15 protein-coding genes are annotated in these 19423 nt (G+C 32.7%); 3 read left to right on the forward strand and 12 right to left on the reverse strand.

Features of this window, described 5'->3' with window-relative positions; translation table 11 throughout:
- Positions 1-42: 42 nt before the first annotated feature.
- The 9 genes from pgi to uvrC all read right to left on the reverse strand — a co-directional run bounded on the left by pgi (position 43) and on the right by uvrC (position 12125).
- A complete protein-coding gene (pgi, locus tag DIS18_RS03885) occupies positions 43-1662 on the reverse strand; it encodes a glucose-6-phosphate isomerase (RefSeq protein ID WP_109351710.1) in 1620 nt (539 codons plus the stop codon).
- A gap of 4 nt (positions 1663-1666) precedes the next feature.
- Positions 1667-2977, reverse strand: coding sequence for a peptidoglycan DD-metalloendopeptidase family protein (locus DIS18_RS03890; protein ID WP_109351711.1), 1311 nt, complete (start codon positions 2975-2977; stop codon positions 1667-1669).
- Positions 2959-3876 (reverse strand): tryptophan 2,3-dioxygenase family protein, encoded by a 918-nt coding sequence (locus DIS18_RS03895; RefSeq protein WP_109351712.1) that lies wholly within the window; start codon positions 3874-3876, stop codon positions 2959-2961. Before DIS18_RS03895 ends, DIS18_RS03890 begins: the two co-directional genes overlap by 19 nt.
- 6 nt (positions 3877-3882) lie before the next feature.
- Complete coding sequence (locus tag DIS18_RS03900; RefSeq protein ID WP_109352578.1) at positions 3883-4665, reverse strand: DUF3108 domain-containing protein; 783 nt, start codon at positions 4663-4665, stop codon at positions 3883-3885.
- 305 nt (positions 4666-4970) lie between these two features.
- Positions 4971-6131, reverse strand: a complete 1161-nt coding sequence (hppD, locus tag DIS18_RS03905; RefSeq protein WP_109351713.1) for a 4-hydroxyphenylpyruvate dioxygenase — start codon at positions 6129-6131, stop codon at positions 4971-4973.
- A gap of 155 nt (positions 6132-6286) precedes the next feature.
- A complete protein-coding gene (locus DIS18_RS03910) occupies positions 6287-7444 on the reverse strand; it encodes a homogentisate 1,2-dioxygenase (RefSeq protein ID WP_109351714.1) in 1158 nt (385 codons plus the stop codon).
- Positions 7445-7668: 224 nt separating this feature from the next.
- Entirely contained in the window at positions 7669-9909 is a 2241-nt protein-coding gene (locus DIS18_RS03915) for a patatin-like phospholipase family protein (RefSeq protein ID WP_245925568.1), read from the reverse strand.
- Positions 9910-9925: 16 nt separating this feature from the next.
- Positions 9926-10270 (reverse strand): hypothetical protein, encoded by a 345-nt coding sequence (locus tag DIS18_RS03920; RefSeq protein ID WP_109351715.1) that lies wholly within the window; start codon positions 10268-10270, stop codon positions 9926-9928.
- Positions 10271-10331: 61 nt separating this feature from the next.
- A complete protein-coding gene (uvrC, locus tag DIS18_RS03925; RefSeq protein ID WP_109351716.1) occupies positions 10332-12125 on the reverse strand; it encodes an excinuclease ABC subunit UvrC in 1794 nt (597 codons plus the stop codon).
- Between the two features lie 86 nt (positions 12126-12211).
- Between uvrC and rimK the strand changes: the two genes are divergently transcribed.
- The 3 genes from rimK to DIS18_RS03940 are packed head-to-tail and all read left to right on the forward strand — an operon-like array spanning position 12212 to position 14630.
- Complete coding sequence (gene rimK / locus DIS18_RS03930) at positions 12212-13087, forward strand: 30S ribosomal protein S6--L-glutamate ligase (protein WP_109351717.1); 876 nt, start codon at positions 12212-12214, stop codon at positions 13085-13087.
- The gene (locus DIS18_RS03935) at positions 13088-14062 is read left to right on the forward strand and encodes a succinylglutamate desuccinylase/aspartoacylase family protein (RefSeq protein WP_109351718.1); all 975 of its coding nucleotides are present in this window, start codon (positions 13088-13090) and stop codon (positions 14060-14062) included.
- Positions 14063-14066: 4 nt separating this feature from the next.
- Positions 14067-14630, forward strand: a complete 564-nt coding sequence (locus tag DIS18_RS03940) for a 5-formyltetrahydrofolate cyclo-ligase (protein WP_109351719.1) — start codon at positions 14067-14069, stop codon at positions 14628-14630.
- 208 nt (positions 14631-14838) lie between these two features.
- On the opposite strand, the gene DIS18_RS03950 is transcribed toward DIS18_RS03940, so the two are convergent.
- The 3 genes from DIS18_RS03950 to ileS all read right to left on the reverse strand — a co-directional run bounded on the left by DIS18_RS03950 (position 14839) and on the right by ileS (position 19352).
- Positions 14839-15459 (reverse strand): lipoprotein signal peptidase, encoded by a 621-nt coding sequence (locus DIS18_RS03950; protein WP_109351721.1) that lies wholly within the window; start codon positions 15457-15459, stop codon positions 14839-14841.
- A 105-nt stretch (positions 15460-15564) separates the two neighbouring features.
- Positions 15565-15942: a TraR/DksA family transcriptional regulator gene (locus DIS18_RS03955; protein ID WP_109351722.1), complete on the reverse strand. Its 378-nt coding sequence runs from the start codon at positions 15940-15942 to the stop codon at positions 15565-15567.
- A 5-nt stretch (positions 15943-15947) separates the two neighbouring features.
- On the reverse strand, positions 15948-19352 hold the full coding sequence (gene ileS / locus DIS18_RS03960) for an isoleucine--tRNA ligase (RefSeq protein ID WP_109351723.1): 3405 nt from the start codon (positions 19350-19352) through the stop codon (positions 15948-15950).
- Positions 19353-19423 lie beyond the last annotated feature (71 nt).

Below are 19423 nucleotides of genomic sequence, written 5' to 3' on the forward strand. Positions count from 1 at the left end.
AACCCTTAATTCAAATGTTGCAAACTATTGAAAAACAGTTGTTTATTTTAATTTTTTATAGTGACTAAGTAAATTACTCGTAGAAGAATCATGATTATCAACAGATGCATTGTTAAATTCTTTTAAAATTTTTGATGCTAACTGTTTTCCTAATTCCACTCCAAACTGGTCATAACTAAAAATATTCCAGATAACACCTTGTACAAATATTTTATGCTCATACATTGCTATTAACTTTCCTAAACTTTCAGGGGACAACTTATTTATAAAAATAGTGTTGGTTGGTTTATTTCCTTGAAATATCTTAAATGGAATGATATCTTCACGTGTCCCTTCAGCAACAACTTCAGCTTCTGTTTTACCATTTAATAAGGCTTCTGTTTGTGCTAAAAAGTTTGATATTAACTTATCTTGATGATCTTGATTTCCGTGTAAAGATTTTGTAAAACCAATAAAATCTGCAGGAATCAACTTGGTTCCTTGATGAATTAATTGAAAAAACGCATGTTGCGAATTTGTTCCTGGTTCTCCCCAAATCAATGTTCCTGTTTCATAATCAATAGGATTTCCATTTCTATCAATACTTTTCCCGTTACTTTCCATAATACCTTGTTGCAAGTATGTTGCAAACTGATTTAAGTATTGAGAATAAGGAATAACAGCTTCACTTTCAGCATTAAAAAAATTGTTATACCAGACACTGATTAAAGCTAAAACAACAGGGATATTGTTTTCAAAATCTTCATTTTTAAAATGGGTATCCATTTTATGAGCGCCTTTTAATAAGCTATCATAATTATCATAACCAACAGCTAAACTTATAGATAAACCTACTGCACTCCATAAAGAAAAACGACCGCCAACCCAATCCCACATGGGAAATATGTTATTCGGATCAATACCAAAATTCTTAACAGAATCAATATTTGTTGAAACCGCTACAAAATGTTTAGCTATATCAGCTTCACTAGCATATTTTAAAAACCAAGCCTTAATCGTATTAGCATTAGATAATGTTTCTTGTGTTGTAAATGTTTTAGAAACCACAACAAACAAGGTTGTTTCTGGGTCTAATTTCTTAATAACTTCATTTACATGATCGCCATCAACATTACTTACAAAATGAGTTGTTAAATGGTTTTTATAGTACTGTAATGAATCTACAACCATGGCAGGTCCTAAATCTGATCCACCAATACCTATATTAACTACATCAGTAAATGCCTTACCTGTAAAACCTTTTCTTTCTCCATTAACAACTTCACTAGTAAAAGCTTTAATCTTATTTTTTACTTTATAAATTTCTGGTAATACATTCTCACCATCTACTGTAACATTGTAAGACTCTGGTGCTCTTAAAGCAGTGTGCAATACAGCTCTTCCTTCCGTTATATTTATTATTTCTCCTGAAAACTGACTTTCAATAGCCTCTTTAAGTTTTACATCTTCAGCTAATTCTAAAAGATATTTAAAGGTGTCTTCAGTAATTCTATTTTTTGAAAAATCTACATAAAAGTCGTCCCACTTAATTGTAAATTCATTTGCTCTATTCTTATCTTCTGCAAACAAATCTTTCATGTGAACATCTTTTATATAATTAAAATGTTCTTGTAATTTTTTCCACGAATTTGTTGTAGTGGGATTTATATTTGGTAATGGCATTGTATTAATGGTTAAATGATATTGGATTATTATTTTGTTTTATATCGTATTCAGGTTGATTTTGATCTTCAAAAACATCTTCTAAAAAGTGAATATTATCCAATTGGGTTTTTATCGGCTCAATAAAGTTCAAGTATTCAACTTTTAAAGAATCTGAAATTGGTTTAGCCTCTGGCAATTTTTGTTTAAACGGATCGACTTGTTTTCCATTTTTCCAAAAACGATAACAGACATGAGGTCCACCAGTGTTTCCTGTCATACCTACCCAACCAATTACATCACCTTGTTTAACAAACTCACCAACTTTGGCTTTACGCTTTTTCATGTGAAGGTATTGAGTCTCATAGGTGGCATTATGCCTAATCTTTACATAATTACCATTTCCTCCTCGTCTTCTGGAATCAATAACAGTTCCATTAGCTGTTGCCATAATTGGCGTACCAATTGGTGCAGCAAAATCAGTGCCTTTATGAGGACGCACTTTATACCCGTAAACAGCTATTCTTCGTTTTAAATTATAACGCGATGATATTCTACTAAATTTCACCGGAGCTTTTAAAAAGGCACGACGTAAATTTTTAGCTTCTTCGTTAAAATAATCTACAATTCCCTTTGCAGAGTCAGTTACAAATTCAAAAGCATAAAAAGGCTCTTTGTTATGCTCAAAATAGGCTGCTTTTACTTTATGCACACCAGTATAAATTGTGTCATCAATATATTTATCAGTGTAGATAACTTTAAATCTATCTCCTTTTTGAAGTCTTCTAAAGTCAATAGTCCATGCATAAATCTCATCAGCCATTTTATAAGCTAATCTTGGGCTAAGCCCTTGTTCTTCTAAAGTTTCAGAAATATTACTGTTTATTATTCCTGTAGCCGTTTTTTCAACATACTTGATAGGCTTTCTGTTTGTGTAAGCATGAATTGAATCTTGAAAATCTATAACAACATATTCCTCCAAATTAGGTTGATAAATAAAACATCTTGGAGTTTCTAAAGAATCCTTAGCGCATAAAAGTGTATACGGCTTACCTACTTGTAGGCGTCTTATATCAAAAGAATCTTTTGCTTTTTCAGCGATATTGAAAATTTTAGGATACCCAACATGGTTACGTTCTAATATTTCACCAAAACTATCACCACGCTTAATCGTGTCTCTTTTAATAATGTAATCCTCTACATTAAATCCAAATTCAAAAACGTCTTTTGGCTCTTCAACTATCGCCAAAGGTTCCTCAATTATAGTTTTCTCATCGTCTTTACACCCAAACAAACTAAGGGTTAATATTACTATTACTAAATATCTGTACCCCACGTTTCTATTTCTTTATCGGTCCATAAATCAGGAAAAAATATTCTTTTTTGATATTTAGGATGCATATACTTAACCCATTCACTACCTCCAGTAGCTTCTGCAGTTTTTCCACCTATATTTAAATAATGATTTGCAGTGTTATAATGAGCCATAACCCATTTTATATTTACTGTGTAATCGTAATGCCTCATCGCTTTGATCAAACCTTTATTAGACTGATCTTCATTAGGCAAAGTTTTAAACTTACTCCATAAGTTGTTCTCTTGATAAAATTTGGTAAACCTTATAAACTCATCTTTATAGCGATCTTCGAAAGCAGATAAAGTATAACTCTTTTTACCTGTTTTATAATCTTTACCAGCGGCTTGCCAATACAAATGCTCAAAAGCATGCTCATAAGTAGAATTTCTATCAATAGTATCTCTAAAGCGCTTATCGATAAGGTTTATTAACTCTGTAGATGCAAATTCAATTTTTCTATACTGGGCGCTTTGAAACCCACTTGCAGGTGTTAATGTAGTTCTAAACTTATTATATTGCTCAACATCCATTCCATCTTTCATTATACTAAAAGACGAGGTTAACACATCAAAATAACGGCTAATGCGCATTATTTTAGACGTAAATGTATCTGTATCAATATTTTTATGTCTTGCAATCTGATCTATTTCAGAAAGCACCATTTTAAACAACAATTCGTTAACCTGATGATACATAATAAATACGTTCTCATCTGGGAAAACAGTACGTTGTACTTGTAGATTTAATAAAGCATCAGTTTGAATATAATCCCAATAATTAATGGGTTTACTATGCAGTAAGCCTTCTAAATGCACCTCTGCATCTTGGTCTATGGCTTCGTATTTTTCTTTAAGTTGGTCGGTTATTTTAGAGTTCAAAATGCCTTAATTATTAACAACTATTTTAAATGGATGTTTGAGTCCTTTAAAAGCTTCTAAGTCTGCTCTTAAAGACCCCACAGCCAAATCTGCCTTAATGCGCAAAGGTACTTTATTTTTGTCTTTTGACACCCATAGTGTTAAACTTTCTTCCTCTTTAAAAACACGTCCTGCCATAACATAAGGTCTAAATTTTAAAGACTCTACATCTCCAAAATCTGTATCAATGGTTTCCTCACCCAAATACTTCAATTTAAACCCATAATTCTCTTCATCAAAAAACATATCAATCTTAACCTCATCTCCAATTTTTAAGTTTTTTGTATCCAAATTATTACGCAAATAGTAAAACGTAGATACCATATCTTGAATATTAGGCTTCGTATCAATAACTTTTTTAGTTTTCTTCTTCTTATTATTTATATGCGCCTTATTGTTTTTTTGGTCAAACTCAATCTCTAAATTTTTGGTATGCCCACCTTCATTAATATTTCTAACAAACTTATAAGGCATTATAGTCTGTTTGTCAAAATAACTTTCATACCTGTCTTTAACCTTAAAAAACCATTTAATCATACCTGTAGTCCAGCCTTTCCCTACTACATGATAAACATCTTTATTATTTAGTGTTGCATCTTTTACTGCAAGTGTTGCGTTACCAGCTTTAAGCCAATTACTGTAGCTCATTTTAAACTTAAACCATTCGCCATCTTGAAAAGCCGACTCTTGCTGAGAAAAAGCCGTTTGCATAGATATTAATGCGATACATATGAGTAGTAGTTTTTTCATATTCATTGGGTAATTGTAATGTAACTCCTCTGTGCCACATTTATTGTTTTTAAGTAAGAAATTACAATTACTGTTCCAAAAATAAAAATTTTATTGTATTAGCAGTAGTTATGCGTGTTATAGTTGTGTTAGATTAACAAAAATTAACGGTTTATCTGTATTTGGGCGTTACCACAAGGGTCGGGCTATTCGTTACAAGTCCTCGCACTTCCTTCGTCAGGCTGTGGGCTATCCACTGCTATCCCTAACGCAGAAAACCTGCTAGTAAAAAACTAACAGGTTTTTATTTATATAATAGTTAAAAATTAAAGCGTACCTCTTTTTGCTTGCTCGCGCTCAATAGATTCAAACAATGCCTTAAAGTTTCCAGCACCAAAACCTCTTGCCCCCATACGTTGAATAATTTCAAAAAACAAAGTTGGTCTGTCTTCAACTGGTTTAGTAAAAATTTGTAATAAGTAGCCTTCCTCGTCAGCATCAATCATAATTCCCAATTTTTTTAGAGCTTCAATATCTTCACGTAGTTCATGACTATGCTCTTCTAATCTTCCTGGAACTGCTCGATAATACTCCTCTGGCGGAATAGATAAAAACTCTACACCTCTACTTCTTAATTGGCTTACCGTTTTAATAATATCATCTGTAGCAACTGCAATATGTTGCACACCAGAGCCTTCATAAAAATCAAGATACTCCTCAATTTGAGACCTTTTTTTACCTTCAGCAGGCTCATTAATCGGGAATTTTATACGTCCGTTACCATTACTCATGACTTTACTCATGAGTGCAGAATATTCTGTATGGATTTGCTTATCATCAAAAGATAAAAAGTTTTCAAATCCCATAACATCTTCATACCATTTTACCCATTTGTTCATTTGCCCCCAACCCACGTTACCAACCATATGGTCTATATACTTTAAACCTGCTGGTTCTGGGTTATAATCACTCTCCCAAACTTCAAAACCTGGTAAAAAGGCTCCATTGTAGTTTTTGCGCTCTACAAACATGTGTACCGTTTCACCGTAAGTGTATATTCCTGCTCTAACAACTTCACCGTGTTCGTCTTTTTCAACGGTTGGTTCCATGTATGATTTAGCGCCTCTGCTTGTAGTTTCTTGATATGCTTTTCTAGCATCTTCAACCCAAAGTGCAACTACTTTTACACCATCACCATGTTTTACTATATGATCATTAATTGGTGATTTACTACTTAGTGGCGTTGTTAAAACCAATTTTATTTTATCCTGTTTTAACACATAACTTACTGAGTCTTTAGACCCCGTTTCTAAACCTCTATAGGCATAAGATTGAAAACCAAATGCTGTTTTGTAAAAATGTGCCGATTGTTTTGCGTTACCTACATAGAATTCTACATAGTCTGTTCCTAGAAGTGGCAAAAAATCTTGCGCTCCCTCAAATATTTTTTCTAAACCGTAGTTTACTGATTTTATTTCTTTACTCATTGTCTTAAAGTTTATTCGTTTATGAGTTTAATTGTTTTTTTTAAAAAGTTTAATTTTTAACTCTACACCCTAGCCCTGATTGAAACGGCATCCTTTTTTGATTTTTCTTCAAAAAAGATATAGTGGAAAGCAGGAAATAGCTTCTAATGATAAAATTACTCCAACCATGATTTATGGTAACTATCATCGGCTATTTTCATGCCTTCTTCTGTTACCATTAATGGTTTAAAGGTATCTACCATAACAGCAAGTTCTTCGGTTTCTGTTTTTCCAATACTGCGTTCTGTAGCTCCGGGATGTGGACCGTGCGGAATACCTGCTGGATGCAACGAAATATGACCAGCCTCAACATCGTTTCTACTCATAAAATCGCCATCTACATAATACAACACCTCATCACTATCAATATTACTATGATTGTATGGCGCTGGTATAGATTGCGGATGATAATCATACAATCGAGGTACAAAACTGCACACCACAAACGCATCGGTTTCAAAAGTTTGATGCACTGGTGGCGGTTGATGTATACGCCCCGTTATAGGTTCAAAATCATGAATTGAAAAGGCATACGGATAATTATAACCATCGTACCCAATTACATCAAAAGGATGCGATGCGTAAGTCATTTCAATAATATCATCTTGTTTTTTTACTTTGATTAGAAAATCTCCAGACTCATTGTATGTTTCCAATTCTTCCGGTCTACGGATATCACGTTCACAGAATGGTGAATGTTCTAACAACTGCCCAAACCAGTTTCTATACCGTTTTGGCGTGTAAATGGGTCTGCGAGATTCAACAATAAAAAGTCGGTTATCTTCGGTATCAAAATCTATTTTATAGATTATTCCTCTAGGGATTAAAAGATAATCACCATATTTAAAATCGAGATTCCCTAACATGGTCCTCAATTTACCAGTGCCTTTATGGACGAAAATCAATTCATCTGCATCGGTATTTTTATAAAAATAATCTTGAGTAGATTGTTTTGGAGCTGCTAAAATAATGGCACAATCGCTATTAATTAAAACCGTTTTTCTACTATCTAAAAAATCGTTTTCAGGCTGTACTTGAAAGCCTTTTAAACGATACGATTTTATATTATTTGCATTGGCTATTTTTGGCGCCACACTATATTGTTTTCCTATTTTTTTTACTTGTGTAGGGCGTTGCTCATGATAACTGTTTGTAGACATTCCATCAAACCCAATAGTTCCAAACAATTGTTCGTAATACAAACTACCATTTGGTTTCCTGAATTGGATATGTCGTTTATGCGGAATGTTTCCTAATTTATGATAAAAAGGCATACTTTAAATTTTTAAAAATGAATATTAAGTGCTGTCTTAAGCTTTACTTAAGTTGCTAAATAACTCGTATTTATAAAGATACAAAAAGTATACTCATTCAGGATTTCTCTTGATGAGGTAGTGAAGATGTGCCAATAAGTCTTTCCAAAAAGGCTTCATAGTTTCACAAATATCGTAAAAATTATTGACAGTAATATGAAATGAAATTTTAAAAAAACAAGCACTTAAAACCAAAAGCCTATATTAAAAAACCATGTTCCTTCTTTTTGCTCTGGAGAGTAACTGTATTTTGTTTGAATAGGACCAAGAAATGTTTCTATAGCATATCCTAAAGCATAGCCTCTATAATCTGGAAGCGTAAACCATTCACCAGTATCAAAAATATTATCATTAACATTTGCCCAATTTGCTTCAAACGTAAGGTGGTGATTTTTAAAAGCCTCAAAATCTCCAATCACAGATGCTTTTACATAACTATTTCCTGTCAAGGATATAAAATCATAGCCTAAGAAAGGAATAAAATTATTTATTAAATTATTACCATATCCTCCTAGTGCAAAATCTAGAGTTTGGTTAGACTTATCTCCTAATTTAAAACCACCGCTAGTTTTAAAGTTAAACGCTAATTTATCCGAAGCACTAAAAGCATATCCAATATCTGCTTTTGCAATCGAAAAATCTTCAAAATCTTCAACAAACCCTGATGCATTCAAATAAATATTTAAATCGCCATTAAAGTACACACCTCGTTTAGGAAAGTATTTATTATCATAAGTGTCTAATTTTAAATTTCCAAAGAGGCTTATATAATCTGTTTTTTCTAGTAAAAAATCTTCATCAGGATCATCTCCAGAAATTGTTTCAGAATTTATTTCTAATCGTTTATGTTCTAAACCTAGGCTTAATGAGAAATCGCGTCTAAATAAAGTTTGCAAATAAACCTGATTGGTTTGATCTCTGAGCTTAACATCAAGTTTGTTTAAACCCGTGGTCATCATTTGAGCGTCATCCAATACTAATTGAGCGTTTATATTTTTGCGAAATTGATTATATCTAGATTTTATACCAACACTCCAATAAAATCCTTTATCTATTAAATATTCAAAATTATAACGCACATTATCACCTAAAATAACATCTAAAGACCCTACATCATTTTTAAAAAACAACTGCTTCTTTGTTAGATTTATTAAGGCTGCACTTTTGTATAAATCATCAAAATGTATTCCTAGTTTTAAAAACGTATTAACTTCAGACTCCTTTACATTAGCTATTAAATTGTAACCTTCTTTGTTTGGTGTATCTTTTAATTGATAAGTAAAAGCATCAAAATTATTAGTAGCAATCAGATTATTTACTCCTTTACCAAAATCTTTATAACTGATTTTTTCGTTATTTCTAATTTTAAGTTTCCCTAGCACATAGGCTCTCGTATAATTTTTATTACCAACTACTTGAGTGTTATTTATAGTTAAGCTGTCTATTGGTTTTAACTTTGTTTTTTGATTTATAAATGGTTTTTTAGTTGCTACTTCTTTAAGCGTATTTAACTTTAATAAGGCTGCTATTTTGCCAGATTTAATAATAGCATTCCCTTGATTAAAAGAGACTACATTAAAATCTTTTATGTTAGGCTTAATATAAATATCCGTTTTTTTAACCTTAGACTTCATAGCGTTAATCGTTCTAAAATTATTTATTTGAATCAAAACTTCCGGAGCAGATGTTAGTTCTTCACGTGATGCCAAACCATCTTGTACATCAACTCCAATAACAATATCTATATCCTTGGCGCGTAATTCATCAATAGGATAATTATTTACAACGCCACCGTCAATTAAAATATCATCATTGATTGTTACAGGCTGAAATAACGAAGGCAATGCACCACTTGCCATAATAGATTGAGTAAGGTTACCTTTATCTAAAATAACTTGCTTTCCTGTTTCAATGTTTGTTGCTATACAAAAAAACGGAATTGGGAGTTTACTAAAATCATCAACTTGGTTAACATGTATTAGCAACTTTAACAGTAACCCATAAGTATTTTGACCTCTTGATAGGGCCGAAGGTAATTTAATTTTAAAATCGTTGAAGGGTAATTTTACAGCATACTTCTCCATATTATCCCGTTCGCTAAAAGCTGTAGAAGAACGTGGTAAATCATCATTAATAATTTTATCAAAATCAACGTTTTGGAAAATAGAATCGAGTTGTTTTCCTGAATATCCTGAAGCATATAATGCACCAATTATTGAACCCATACTGGTACCGGCAACATAATCAATTTTAACACCTAAACTATCAATAACTTTTAAAACCCCAATATGCGCTAACCCTTTTGCACCACCACCACTTAACACCAAACCTACTTTTGGTCTAGTATTTTCCTTTACTTCGTTTTGCGCTTTCGCGGAAAGTGAAGCGATTAGGAATAGGGTTAATATGATGGGGTTTAGGTTCAAGTTTACTTTTTCTTATTTAAGTGGTTATTTTATCTTTAATTAACTTCACAATTGTTTCAGCTTTTTCAAAATCTACATTTTGCAACCATATTTTCAAAGTATGATTTACCGTTTTTAATTTTATGTTAGCCTCATTTTTATAATTTTCTCCACCTCCACCTGCAATAAATAAATCTACAATCCAACTTAAAGTTGTAACAAACCAATCTGTTTTTTTGGAAGTTAACTCAATATTTATAATATCATTAAATGAAAATGATCCACAATTTTTTGCTTGTGAAGCATCTGTAATTTCAATGCCTAGTCCATCTAACTTTATTTTTAGTAGTGGTTTATATCTCAACTCAAAAGTTTCTGTCATTTAAATACTAAAATTCAATTTTATTCCAAACCTACAAGGTTTTTAAAACCTTGCAGGTTGTTTACGTTTTATGATAATAATTATAAACCTTTTCAGCTCTAGAAACGCCAACCACAGCTTCCAACTCATCTAACTTAGCATTGGCTACCCGTTTTGCCGATTTAAAATGCCTTAGCAATTCTACAACCGTTTTTTCGCCAACGCCACTTATGGTTTCTAGCTCTGTGTTTAACGCTGTTTTACTACGCTTATTTCTGTGATGTTCGATTCCAAAACGGTGGGCTTCGTTTCGTAGCTGTTGAATAATTTTTAGGGTTTCGCTTTTTTTATCTAAATATAAGGGAATTGGATCGTTTGGGTAAAATAATTCTTCCAAACGTTTTGCAATTCCGATAATGGCAATCTTGCCTCTTAAGTTTAAAGCATCTAAACTTTTTAATGCAGAAGATAATTGGCCTTTTCCTCCATCAATGATTATAAGTTGCGGTAGAGGTTGCTCTTCTTCAACCAAACGTTTATAGCGTCGATACACCACTTCTTCCATAGATGCAAAATCGTCTGGACCTTCAACAGTTTTAATGTTAAAATGACGATAATCCTTTTTACTTGGTTTTCCATTTTTAAAAACTACACAAGCTGCCACAGGATGTGTGCCCTGAATATTTGAATTATCGAAACACTCAATATGTCGCGGTTCTTCAGACAAACGTAAATCGGCTTTCATTTGTGCCATAATTCTATTGGCATGTCTATCTGGGTCTACAATTTTCATTTGTTTGAAACGCTCCATTCGGAAGTATTTCGCATTTCTTAATGATAAGTCTAAAATATGTTTTTTATCTCCTAACTGTGGGATAGTCACTTTTACCGCTTCACCTAAATCAACCTTAAAAGGCACATAAATTTCTTTGGAATTGGAGTTAAAACGCTGCCTAATTTCTGTAATAGCCAGTTCTAATAATGCTTTATCAGTTTCGTCAAGTTTTTTCTTTATTTCAAGCGTATGTGAACGGATGATTGAGCCATAAGACAATTGTAAAAAGTTGATATAACCATAACTCTCGTCGCTCATAATAGAAAACACATCTACATTACTAATTTTAGGGTTAACGATGGTAGATTTAGCTTGATAATTTTCTAAAACCTCAACTTTTTCTTTTATTTTTTGGGCTTCTTCAAACTGCATGTTTTCAGCATACTGTTTCATTTGCGTTTTAAACTGAGACAACGAATCTTTAAAGTTTCCTTTTAAAATTTCCTTTATAGCTTTAATATTTTTATTGTACTCTACTTCAGTTTCTAAGCCTTCGCAAGCACCTTTACAGTTTCCTAAGTGGTATTCTAAACAAACTTTATATTTTCCAGCTTCAACTTTTTCTTCTGATAAATTAAAATTGCAAGTTCTTAAACTATACAAACCTCTAATTAAACCTAAAAGAGTATGTACTGTTTTTCCGCTGGTATAAGGTCCAAAATATTCACCGCTTCCTTTAAAAACGCGTCTGGTAGAAAACACTCTGGGGAAACGTTCTTTTTTTATGCAAATCCAAGGGTACGATTTATCATCTTTAAGCAATACATTATAACGTGGCTTATGCTTTTTAATGAGGTTGTTTTCTAGCAAAAGTGCATCCGTTTCAGTCTCAACTACAATATGCTTTATGTTAGCTATTTTTTTAACCAGCACTCTGGTTTTACCATTTTCATGGGTTTTAGTAAAATAAGAACTGACTCGCTTTTTTAAATTTTTTGCTTTTCCAACATAGATTATCGTCCCGTCTTTATCATAATATTGATAAACTCCAGGTTGATTTGGTAAAGTTTTTAATTGTATCTCTAAATTAGGGGTCTCCATTCCCTCAAAGGTATATTAAATTCTAGATAATGTAAAAATTCGTTTCCCTTTTTTAGTATATTGCATTGATAGGCTAAACCGCTTTTATGAATATAGTTATACTCTCTAGAAATCCTAATTTATACTCCACTGATCGTTTAGTTGAAGAAGGTGTAAAAAGAGGACATAAAGTAGAAGTCATAGATCCGCTTAAATGCGATATTATTATCGAAAAGGAAAAACCAACCATCTATTATAAAGATAGATATTTGGACTATGTTGATGCCATTATTCCAAGAATTGGAGCTTCAGTAACTTTTTACGGCTGTGCAGTGGTAAGACAATTTGAAATGATGGGTGTTTTTACTATTGTAACCTCTGATGCGATACAACGTTCTAGAGATAAATTACGCAGTTTACAACGTTTAAGTAAAGCAGGTATTGGTATGCCTAAAACCGTTTTCACTAATTATTCAAGAGATGTTGAAGAAGTTATTGAGCACGTTGGCGGAACACCAGTAATTATTAAGCTTTTAGAGGGCACACAAGGTTTAGGAGTTGTTTTAGCTGAAACTAAAAATGCTGCCGAATCCGTTTTAGAGGCTTTTAATGGTTTGCAGGCACGCGTGATTGTTCAAGAATTTATAAAAGAAGCTGGTGGTGCAGATTTACGTGCTCTAGTTGTGGATGGTCATGTTGTTGGCGCCATGAAACGCCAAGGTAAAGAAGGCGAGTTTCGTTCTAATTTACACCGTGGAGGTTCTGCTAATATTATTAAGTTAAATCATGACGAATTGAAGTTAGCTATGAATGCTTCCAAAGCTTTAAAACTTCCTGTTTGTGGCGTAGATATGTTACAATCTTCTCGCGGACCTTTACTTTTAGAGGTGAATTCTACTCCCGGGTTAGAAGGTATTGAAACTGCTACAGGTAGAAATATAGCCAAAGCCATAATACGTTTTATTGAAAAAAACAGACGATAAATGACGCAAATTAATGATGGTGTTTTAACCATTCTGGGAGAATCTATTAAACCCGGAGAAAGTAAAGAAGTTAATTTTGATGTAGCGAATTTGCACACTTCAACCCCTGTAAATGTTCCTGTTATTGTTGAGCGTTCAAAAAAGCCAGGACCAACCGTTTTATTTACAGCTGGCATTCATGGTGATGAAGTAAATGGTGTTGAAATTGTTAGGCAACTTATTGCTAAAGGTATAAATAAACCCAAATGCGGAACCATTATTTGTATGCCCGTTATAAATATTTTTGGTTTTATTAATTTGAAAAGAGAATTCCCTGATGGCCGTGATTTAAATCGTGTTTTCCCGGGAAGTCCATCTGGTTCTTTGGCTGGACGAGTAGCTCATAAATTAATAAATCAAGTGGTTCCACATGTTGATTTAATTATCGATTTTCATACGGGTGGTTCAGGCAGATTTAATGCCCCTCAGCTTAGATATAGTAAAGAGAATAAAGAGCTAAACGATTTAGCTAAAGTGTTTGGAGCCCCTTTTGTTTTATACTCTAAAAATTTATCAAAATCATTTAGAACAACGTGTTATAAATTAGGGAAACCGCTTTTGCTTTTTGAAGGCGGAAAATCGTTTCATATCGATGATGTGGTAACTAATTCAGGGGTTAATGGTTCTAAACGTATTTTAAAACATTTAGGCATGCTTAAAACGGTTTTTAAATCATCAAAACCAAAAAAAGCATGTGTATTTATAAACGAAAGTAAATGGCAACGTGCTAAATATTCTGGCATGTTTAAAGCTGCTGTTACTATGGGCTCTCATGTTGAAAAAGATGCTATTCTAGGAAATATTACAGACCCTTATGGCAAGTTCAATTATTTTGTTAGAGCGTCTCATACAGGATATATCATTAATGTAAATGAGTCGCCAATTGTGTATCAAGGGGATGCTTTATTTCATATTTCTACCAAACTTAAAAAGTAGAATTATGACAAAAGCTGAATTACGAAAAACATACAAAGCACTTCGGAAAAACTTATCTGAAACTCAGATTGACGATTTGAGTTTAGCTATTTCAAATCAGCTTTTAAAACTTCCTATTTGGGAATATTCATTTTATCATATCTTCCTTCCTATTGAAGAACAGAAAGAGGTAAACACTGAATATATTTTGAATATTCTATCAGGTAAAGACAAAAACATTCTTATTTCTAAAAGTGATTTTACAACTGGTGATATGACGCATTATCTGTTGACTGATAATACCGTTATTAATAAAAACAGTTATAATATTCCCGAACCTGTTGATGGTATAGAAATTACTAATGATAAAATTGAGGTTGTTTTTATTCCTTTATTGGCTTTTGATAAAAAAGGGAATCGTGTAGGCTACGGAAAGGGATTTTATGATCGGTTTTTAGCCAGTTGTAAACCTGAAACTTTAAAAATTGGATTATCTTTTTTTGAGGCTGAAGTAGAAATTAGTGATGTTTTTGATGGGGATATTGGGTTGGATTATTGTGTGACGGCTAATAAAATTTATCAATTCTAACTATTTCTTTTCTTAACAAGACATAATATCATTGAAATTAAAGTTAGAATAAATAATATTATAATCCCCATTATGACTAATTTAATCCAAATTTCAACATAATTTAATTCTGGAGCTACATTCCTTAAAACTGATTCTGCTGAAAAACACCAAATAATTGATAACGCAATAAACGCTGCAAAGTGAAGTAATATTATTTTCCAATTTTTCACTCTTTCGAAAATGCCTTCTTATTAAACACAATAAGCATAATAAAACCTGTACTTATAGCCATATCAGCAATATTAAACACTGGGTCGAAAAAGCTAAAGCGTTTCCCACCATAAAAAGGAAACCACTCGGGTAAATCAACTTCAAATAATGGAAAATGAAGCATGTCGACTACTTTACCATGAAGCAAACTATCGTAACCTCCTGTTTCAGGTAAAAAATTTGCTACTTGACTGTAGCTATCATCAAACAAAACGCCATAAAACACAGAATCAATAATATTTCCTAAAGCACCAGAAAAAATTAAAGCAATGGCTATAATTAATATTTTAGAGCTTTGCTTTTTTGTAGCGTCGTACAGCCAATAACCAATCCCGAAGATAGCCACAATTCTAAATGAGGTTAATATCACTTTAGCTGTTCTGTCTGATATAAAAGACACAAAATCACTAATTTTTGTACCCCAAGCCATTCCATCGTTCTCAACAAAAATAATCTCAAACCAACTAAAAATATCTACACTTTCTTGTAGTGCAAAATTGGTTTTGATGTAAATCTTACTAACCTGATCGATTAATAAAATGATGATGATTAGGATTATGGATTTTTTTAGTGACATCTAACGAAAATCTTCTTTTAATAATGGATTCCTGCCTACGCAGGAATGACAAATAAAAAACGCCTCAAGACTCTTGAGACGTTTCAAATATATCATTTTAAAAAACTATTGTTGCATATTTTTAGCTTCAATACTTAATGTGGCATGTGGCACAAGCTCTAATCGTTTTTTATTGATTAGCTTTCCTGTTACACGACAAACACCATAGGTTTTATTTTCTATTCTTATTAATGCATTCTTTAAATCACGAATAAACTTTTCTTGACGAATAGCTAATTGAGAATTAGATTCTTTACTCATAACAGCACTTCCTTCATCAAAAGCTTTAAATGTTGGTGATGTATCTTCAGTACCATTATTATGGTCATTCATATACGCACTTTTAATCAGCTCTAAATCGCGTTGTGCTTTTTCAATTTTTTCTCCTATCACCCCTTTAAAGTGCTCTAAATCAGCATCTGAATATCTTACGTTATCTGCCATAATTTTTAATGTTTTTGGATAAATAATTTGGTATTTACATCATCAAAAGCAATTTCTATACCATCTTCCAGTTTATCTATAATTTCAAGTTCGTTTGTTAATGTTTCTGTTTTAATGTAAGTCATATTAGCATCAACTGCATGTATAACTTGCTCATCTTTTTGAAGGGTTACATCAATTCTGTCTGTGACTTCAAAACCAGAATCTTTACGTAGATTCTGTATTCTATTAATCAACTCTCTTGCAATACCTTCTTTTTTCAAATCTTCGGTAATTGTTACATCTAAAGCTACCGTTAAAGCACCTTCATTTGCAACCAACCACCCTTCGATATCTTGAGATGTAATCTCTACATCTGTACGTTCTAAAGTAATACTTTTTCCGTTTACTTCGACGTCTAAATTACCATTTTGTTCGATTTTTTTAATATCGTCAGGTGTAAAGTTATTAACTACTTGAGCAACAGCTTTCATGTCTTTTCCAAAACGAGGACCAAGAACTTTAAAGTTTGGTTTTATCTGTTTTACTAAAATATCAGACGCATCTTCTAGAACTTCAATTTCTTTTATATTAACCTCAGATTTTATAAGGTCTGCAACGGCTAATATTTCATTTTTTTGTGATTCGCTATCAATAGGAATCATTATTTTCTGTAATGGCTGTCTTACTTTTATTTTCTCTTTTGCTCTTAACGACAATACTAACGATGATATTGTTTGAGCACTTTCCATCTTGTTTTCCAGAGACTTATCAACATAAGCTTCATCAAAAACAGGAAAGTTTGCTAAATGCACACTCTCAAAATCTTCTTTTTTTGTGGCTGCATTTAAATCTAAATACAAACGATCCATAAAAAATGGAGCAATTGGTGCACCTAATTTAGCAATGGTTTCCATACACGTGTAAAGCGTTTGGTATGCTGAAATTTTATCTTGTTGGTAATCGCCTTTCCAGAAACGTCTTCTACTTAAACGTACAAACCAGTTACTTACATAATCTTGAGTAAAATCTGAAATGGCTCTTGCCGCTCTTGTAGGCTCGTAATCTGCATAAAATGCATCCACTTTTTGAATTAATGTATGTAATTCTGAAAGTATCCAACGATCTATTTCTGGCCTTTCATTTAAAGGAATATCAGCTTCACTATATGTAAAATTATCTAGGTTAGCATATAACTGAAAAAATGAATAGGTATTGTAAAGTGTTCCGAAAAACTTACGTTTAACCTCTTCAATACCATCTAAATCAAACTTTAAATTATCCCAAGGATTAGCGTTTGAAATCATATACCAACGTGTGGCATCTGCACCGTAATTGCCAAGTGTTTCAAAAGGATCCACAGCGTTTCCTAAACGTTTAGACATTTTTTGCCCGTTCTTATCTAACACCAATCCGTTCGACACCACGTTTTTATATGCTACAGAATCAAAAACCATAGTTCCGATAGCGTGAAGCGTATAAAACCAACCTCTAGTTTGATCGACACCTTCTGCTATAAAATCTGCTGGATATGTTGTGCCTTTATCAATTAAATCTTTGTTCTCAAACGGGTAATGCCATTGTGCGTAAGGCATGGAACCAGAATCGAACCAAACATCAATAAGATCGCTTTCTCGGAACATTTTTTGACCTGTTTTAGATACTAATACAATATCATCAACAATATTTTTATGTAAATCAATTTTAGCGTAATTGGCTTCAGAATTGTTCCCAACTTCAAAATCAGCAAAAATATCTGCTTTCAAAACACCTGCTGAAACAGCCTTAAACATTTCATTCTTCAATTCTTCAACCGAACCAATACAAATTTCCTCTTTACCATCTTCAGTTCTCCATATTGGCAATGGAATTCCCCAATAACGTGAACGTGATAAATTCCAATCATTAGCATTTGCTAACCAATTACCAAAACGCCCTGTACCAGTTGATTTTGGCTTCCAGTTTATAGTTTCGTTAAGTTCAAACATTCTGTCCTTAACATCTGTAACTTTTACAAACCAAGAATCTAATGGGTAGTATAAAATAGGTTTATCTGTTCTCCAGCAATTTGGGTAGCTATGTTTATATTTTTCAACCTTAAAGGCTTTATTTTCTTCCTTTAATTTAATAGCTAGCTCAACATCTATAGAACGTTCTGGTGCTTCGCCATCATTATAATATTCATTTTTAACATATTTACCAGCAAATTCAGCCATTTCTGGTCTAAACTTTCCTTGTAAATCTACTAAAGGCACTAAATTATCATTCTCATCCTTAACCAACATTGGTGGAATTTCAGGTGATGCTTGTTTTGCCACTAATGCATCATCTGCTCCAAAAGTTGGTGCGGTATGAACAATTCCTGTCCCATCTTCAGTAGTTACAAAATCTCCAGAAATGACTCTAAATGCATCCTGAGGATTATCATTTGGAAGCGCGTATTTTAAAAGCTGCTCGTATCTTATTCCTAGTAAATCTTCACCTTTACATTCAGCAGCAATTAAAAAAGGAATTTTTTTGTTCTCTTTTGAATAGCTAGATAATTCTGAAACATCTTCAGTTTGCTGATATTTTCCAGTAAATTGTTTACCAACTAAGTTTTTAGCAAGAATAACATGAACAGGCTCAAATGTATATTGATTGTAAGTTGCCACTACAACATAATCAATCTTAGAACCAACTGTTAATGCTGTATTACTTGGTAATGTCCAAGGTGTGGTAGTCCAAGTTAAAAAATGTAAATGATCAAATCTTTTTAAGAATTCAGGTAATGTATTCTCAATTACTTTAAACTGAGCTACCACAGTTGTATCTGTAACATCTTGATAGGTTCCTGGTTGGTTTAACTCATGTGAACTTAGACCTGTACCAGCCTTTGGAGAATATGGTTGAATTGTATACCCCTTGTATAATAAGCTTTTGTTGTAAATCTGTTTTAATAACCACCAAACAGATTCCATATATTTAGGCTCATAGGTAATGTATGGATCGTCCATATCTACCCAATAACCCATTTTTTGAGTAAGGTCGTTCCAAACATCTGTATAGCGCATTACTGCTTTACGACAAGCAGCATTATAATCTTCAACAGAAATGCTTTTACCGATATCTTCTTTAGTAATTCCTAATTCTTTTTCAACACCTAACTCAATAGGTAAACCGTGTGTGTCCCAACCTGCTTTACGCTTAACTTGGAAGCCTTTCATGGTTTTATAACGCGGAAAGATATCTTTAATAGCACGTGCTAAAACGTGGTGTACTCCTGGAAGTCCGTTTGCAGAAGGAGGTCCTTCAAAAAACACGTAAGATTCTTTACCTTCTCTTGTAGATACACTTTTTTCAAAGATGTTGTTTTCTTGCCAATATTGTAGAACTTCGTTTGCTACATTTGGTAAGTCAAGTCCTTTATATTCAGGAAATTTAGCGCTCATTTACTGTTGATTCTTATAAGTTCGCGAATTTAATGAATTATCCTTAAAACATGAATCTTAAAAACAAAAAA

It is taken from the genome of Algibacter marinivivus, from assembly GCF_003143755.1.
Lineage (GTDB): Bacteria > Bacteroidota > Bacteroidia > Flavobacteriales > Flavobacteriaceae > Algibacter_B > Algibacter_B marinivivus.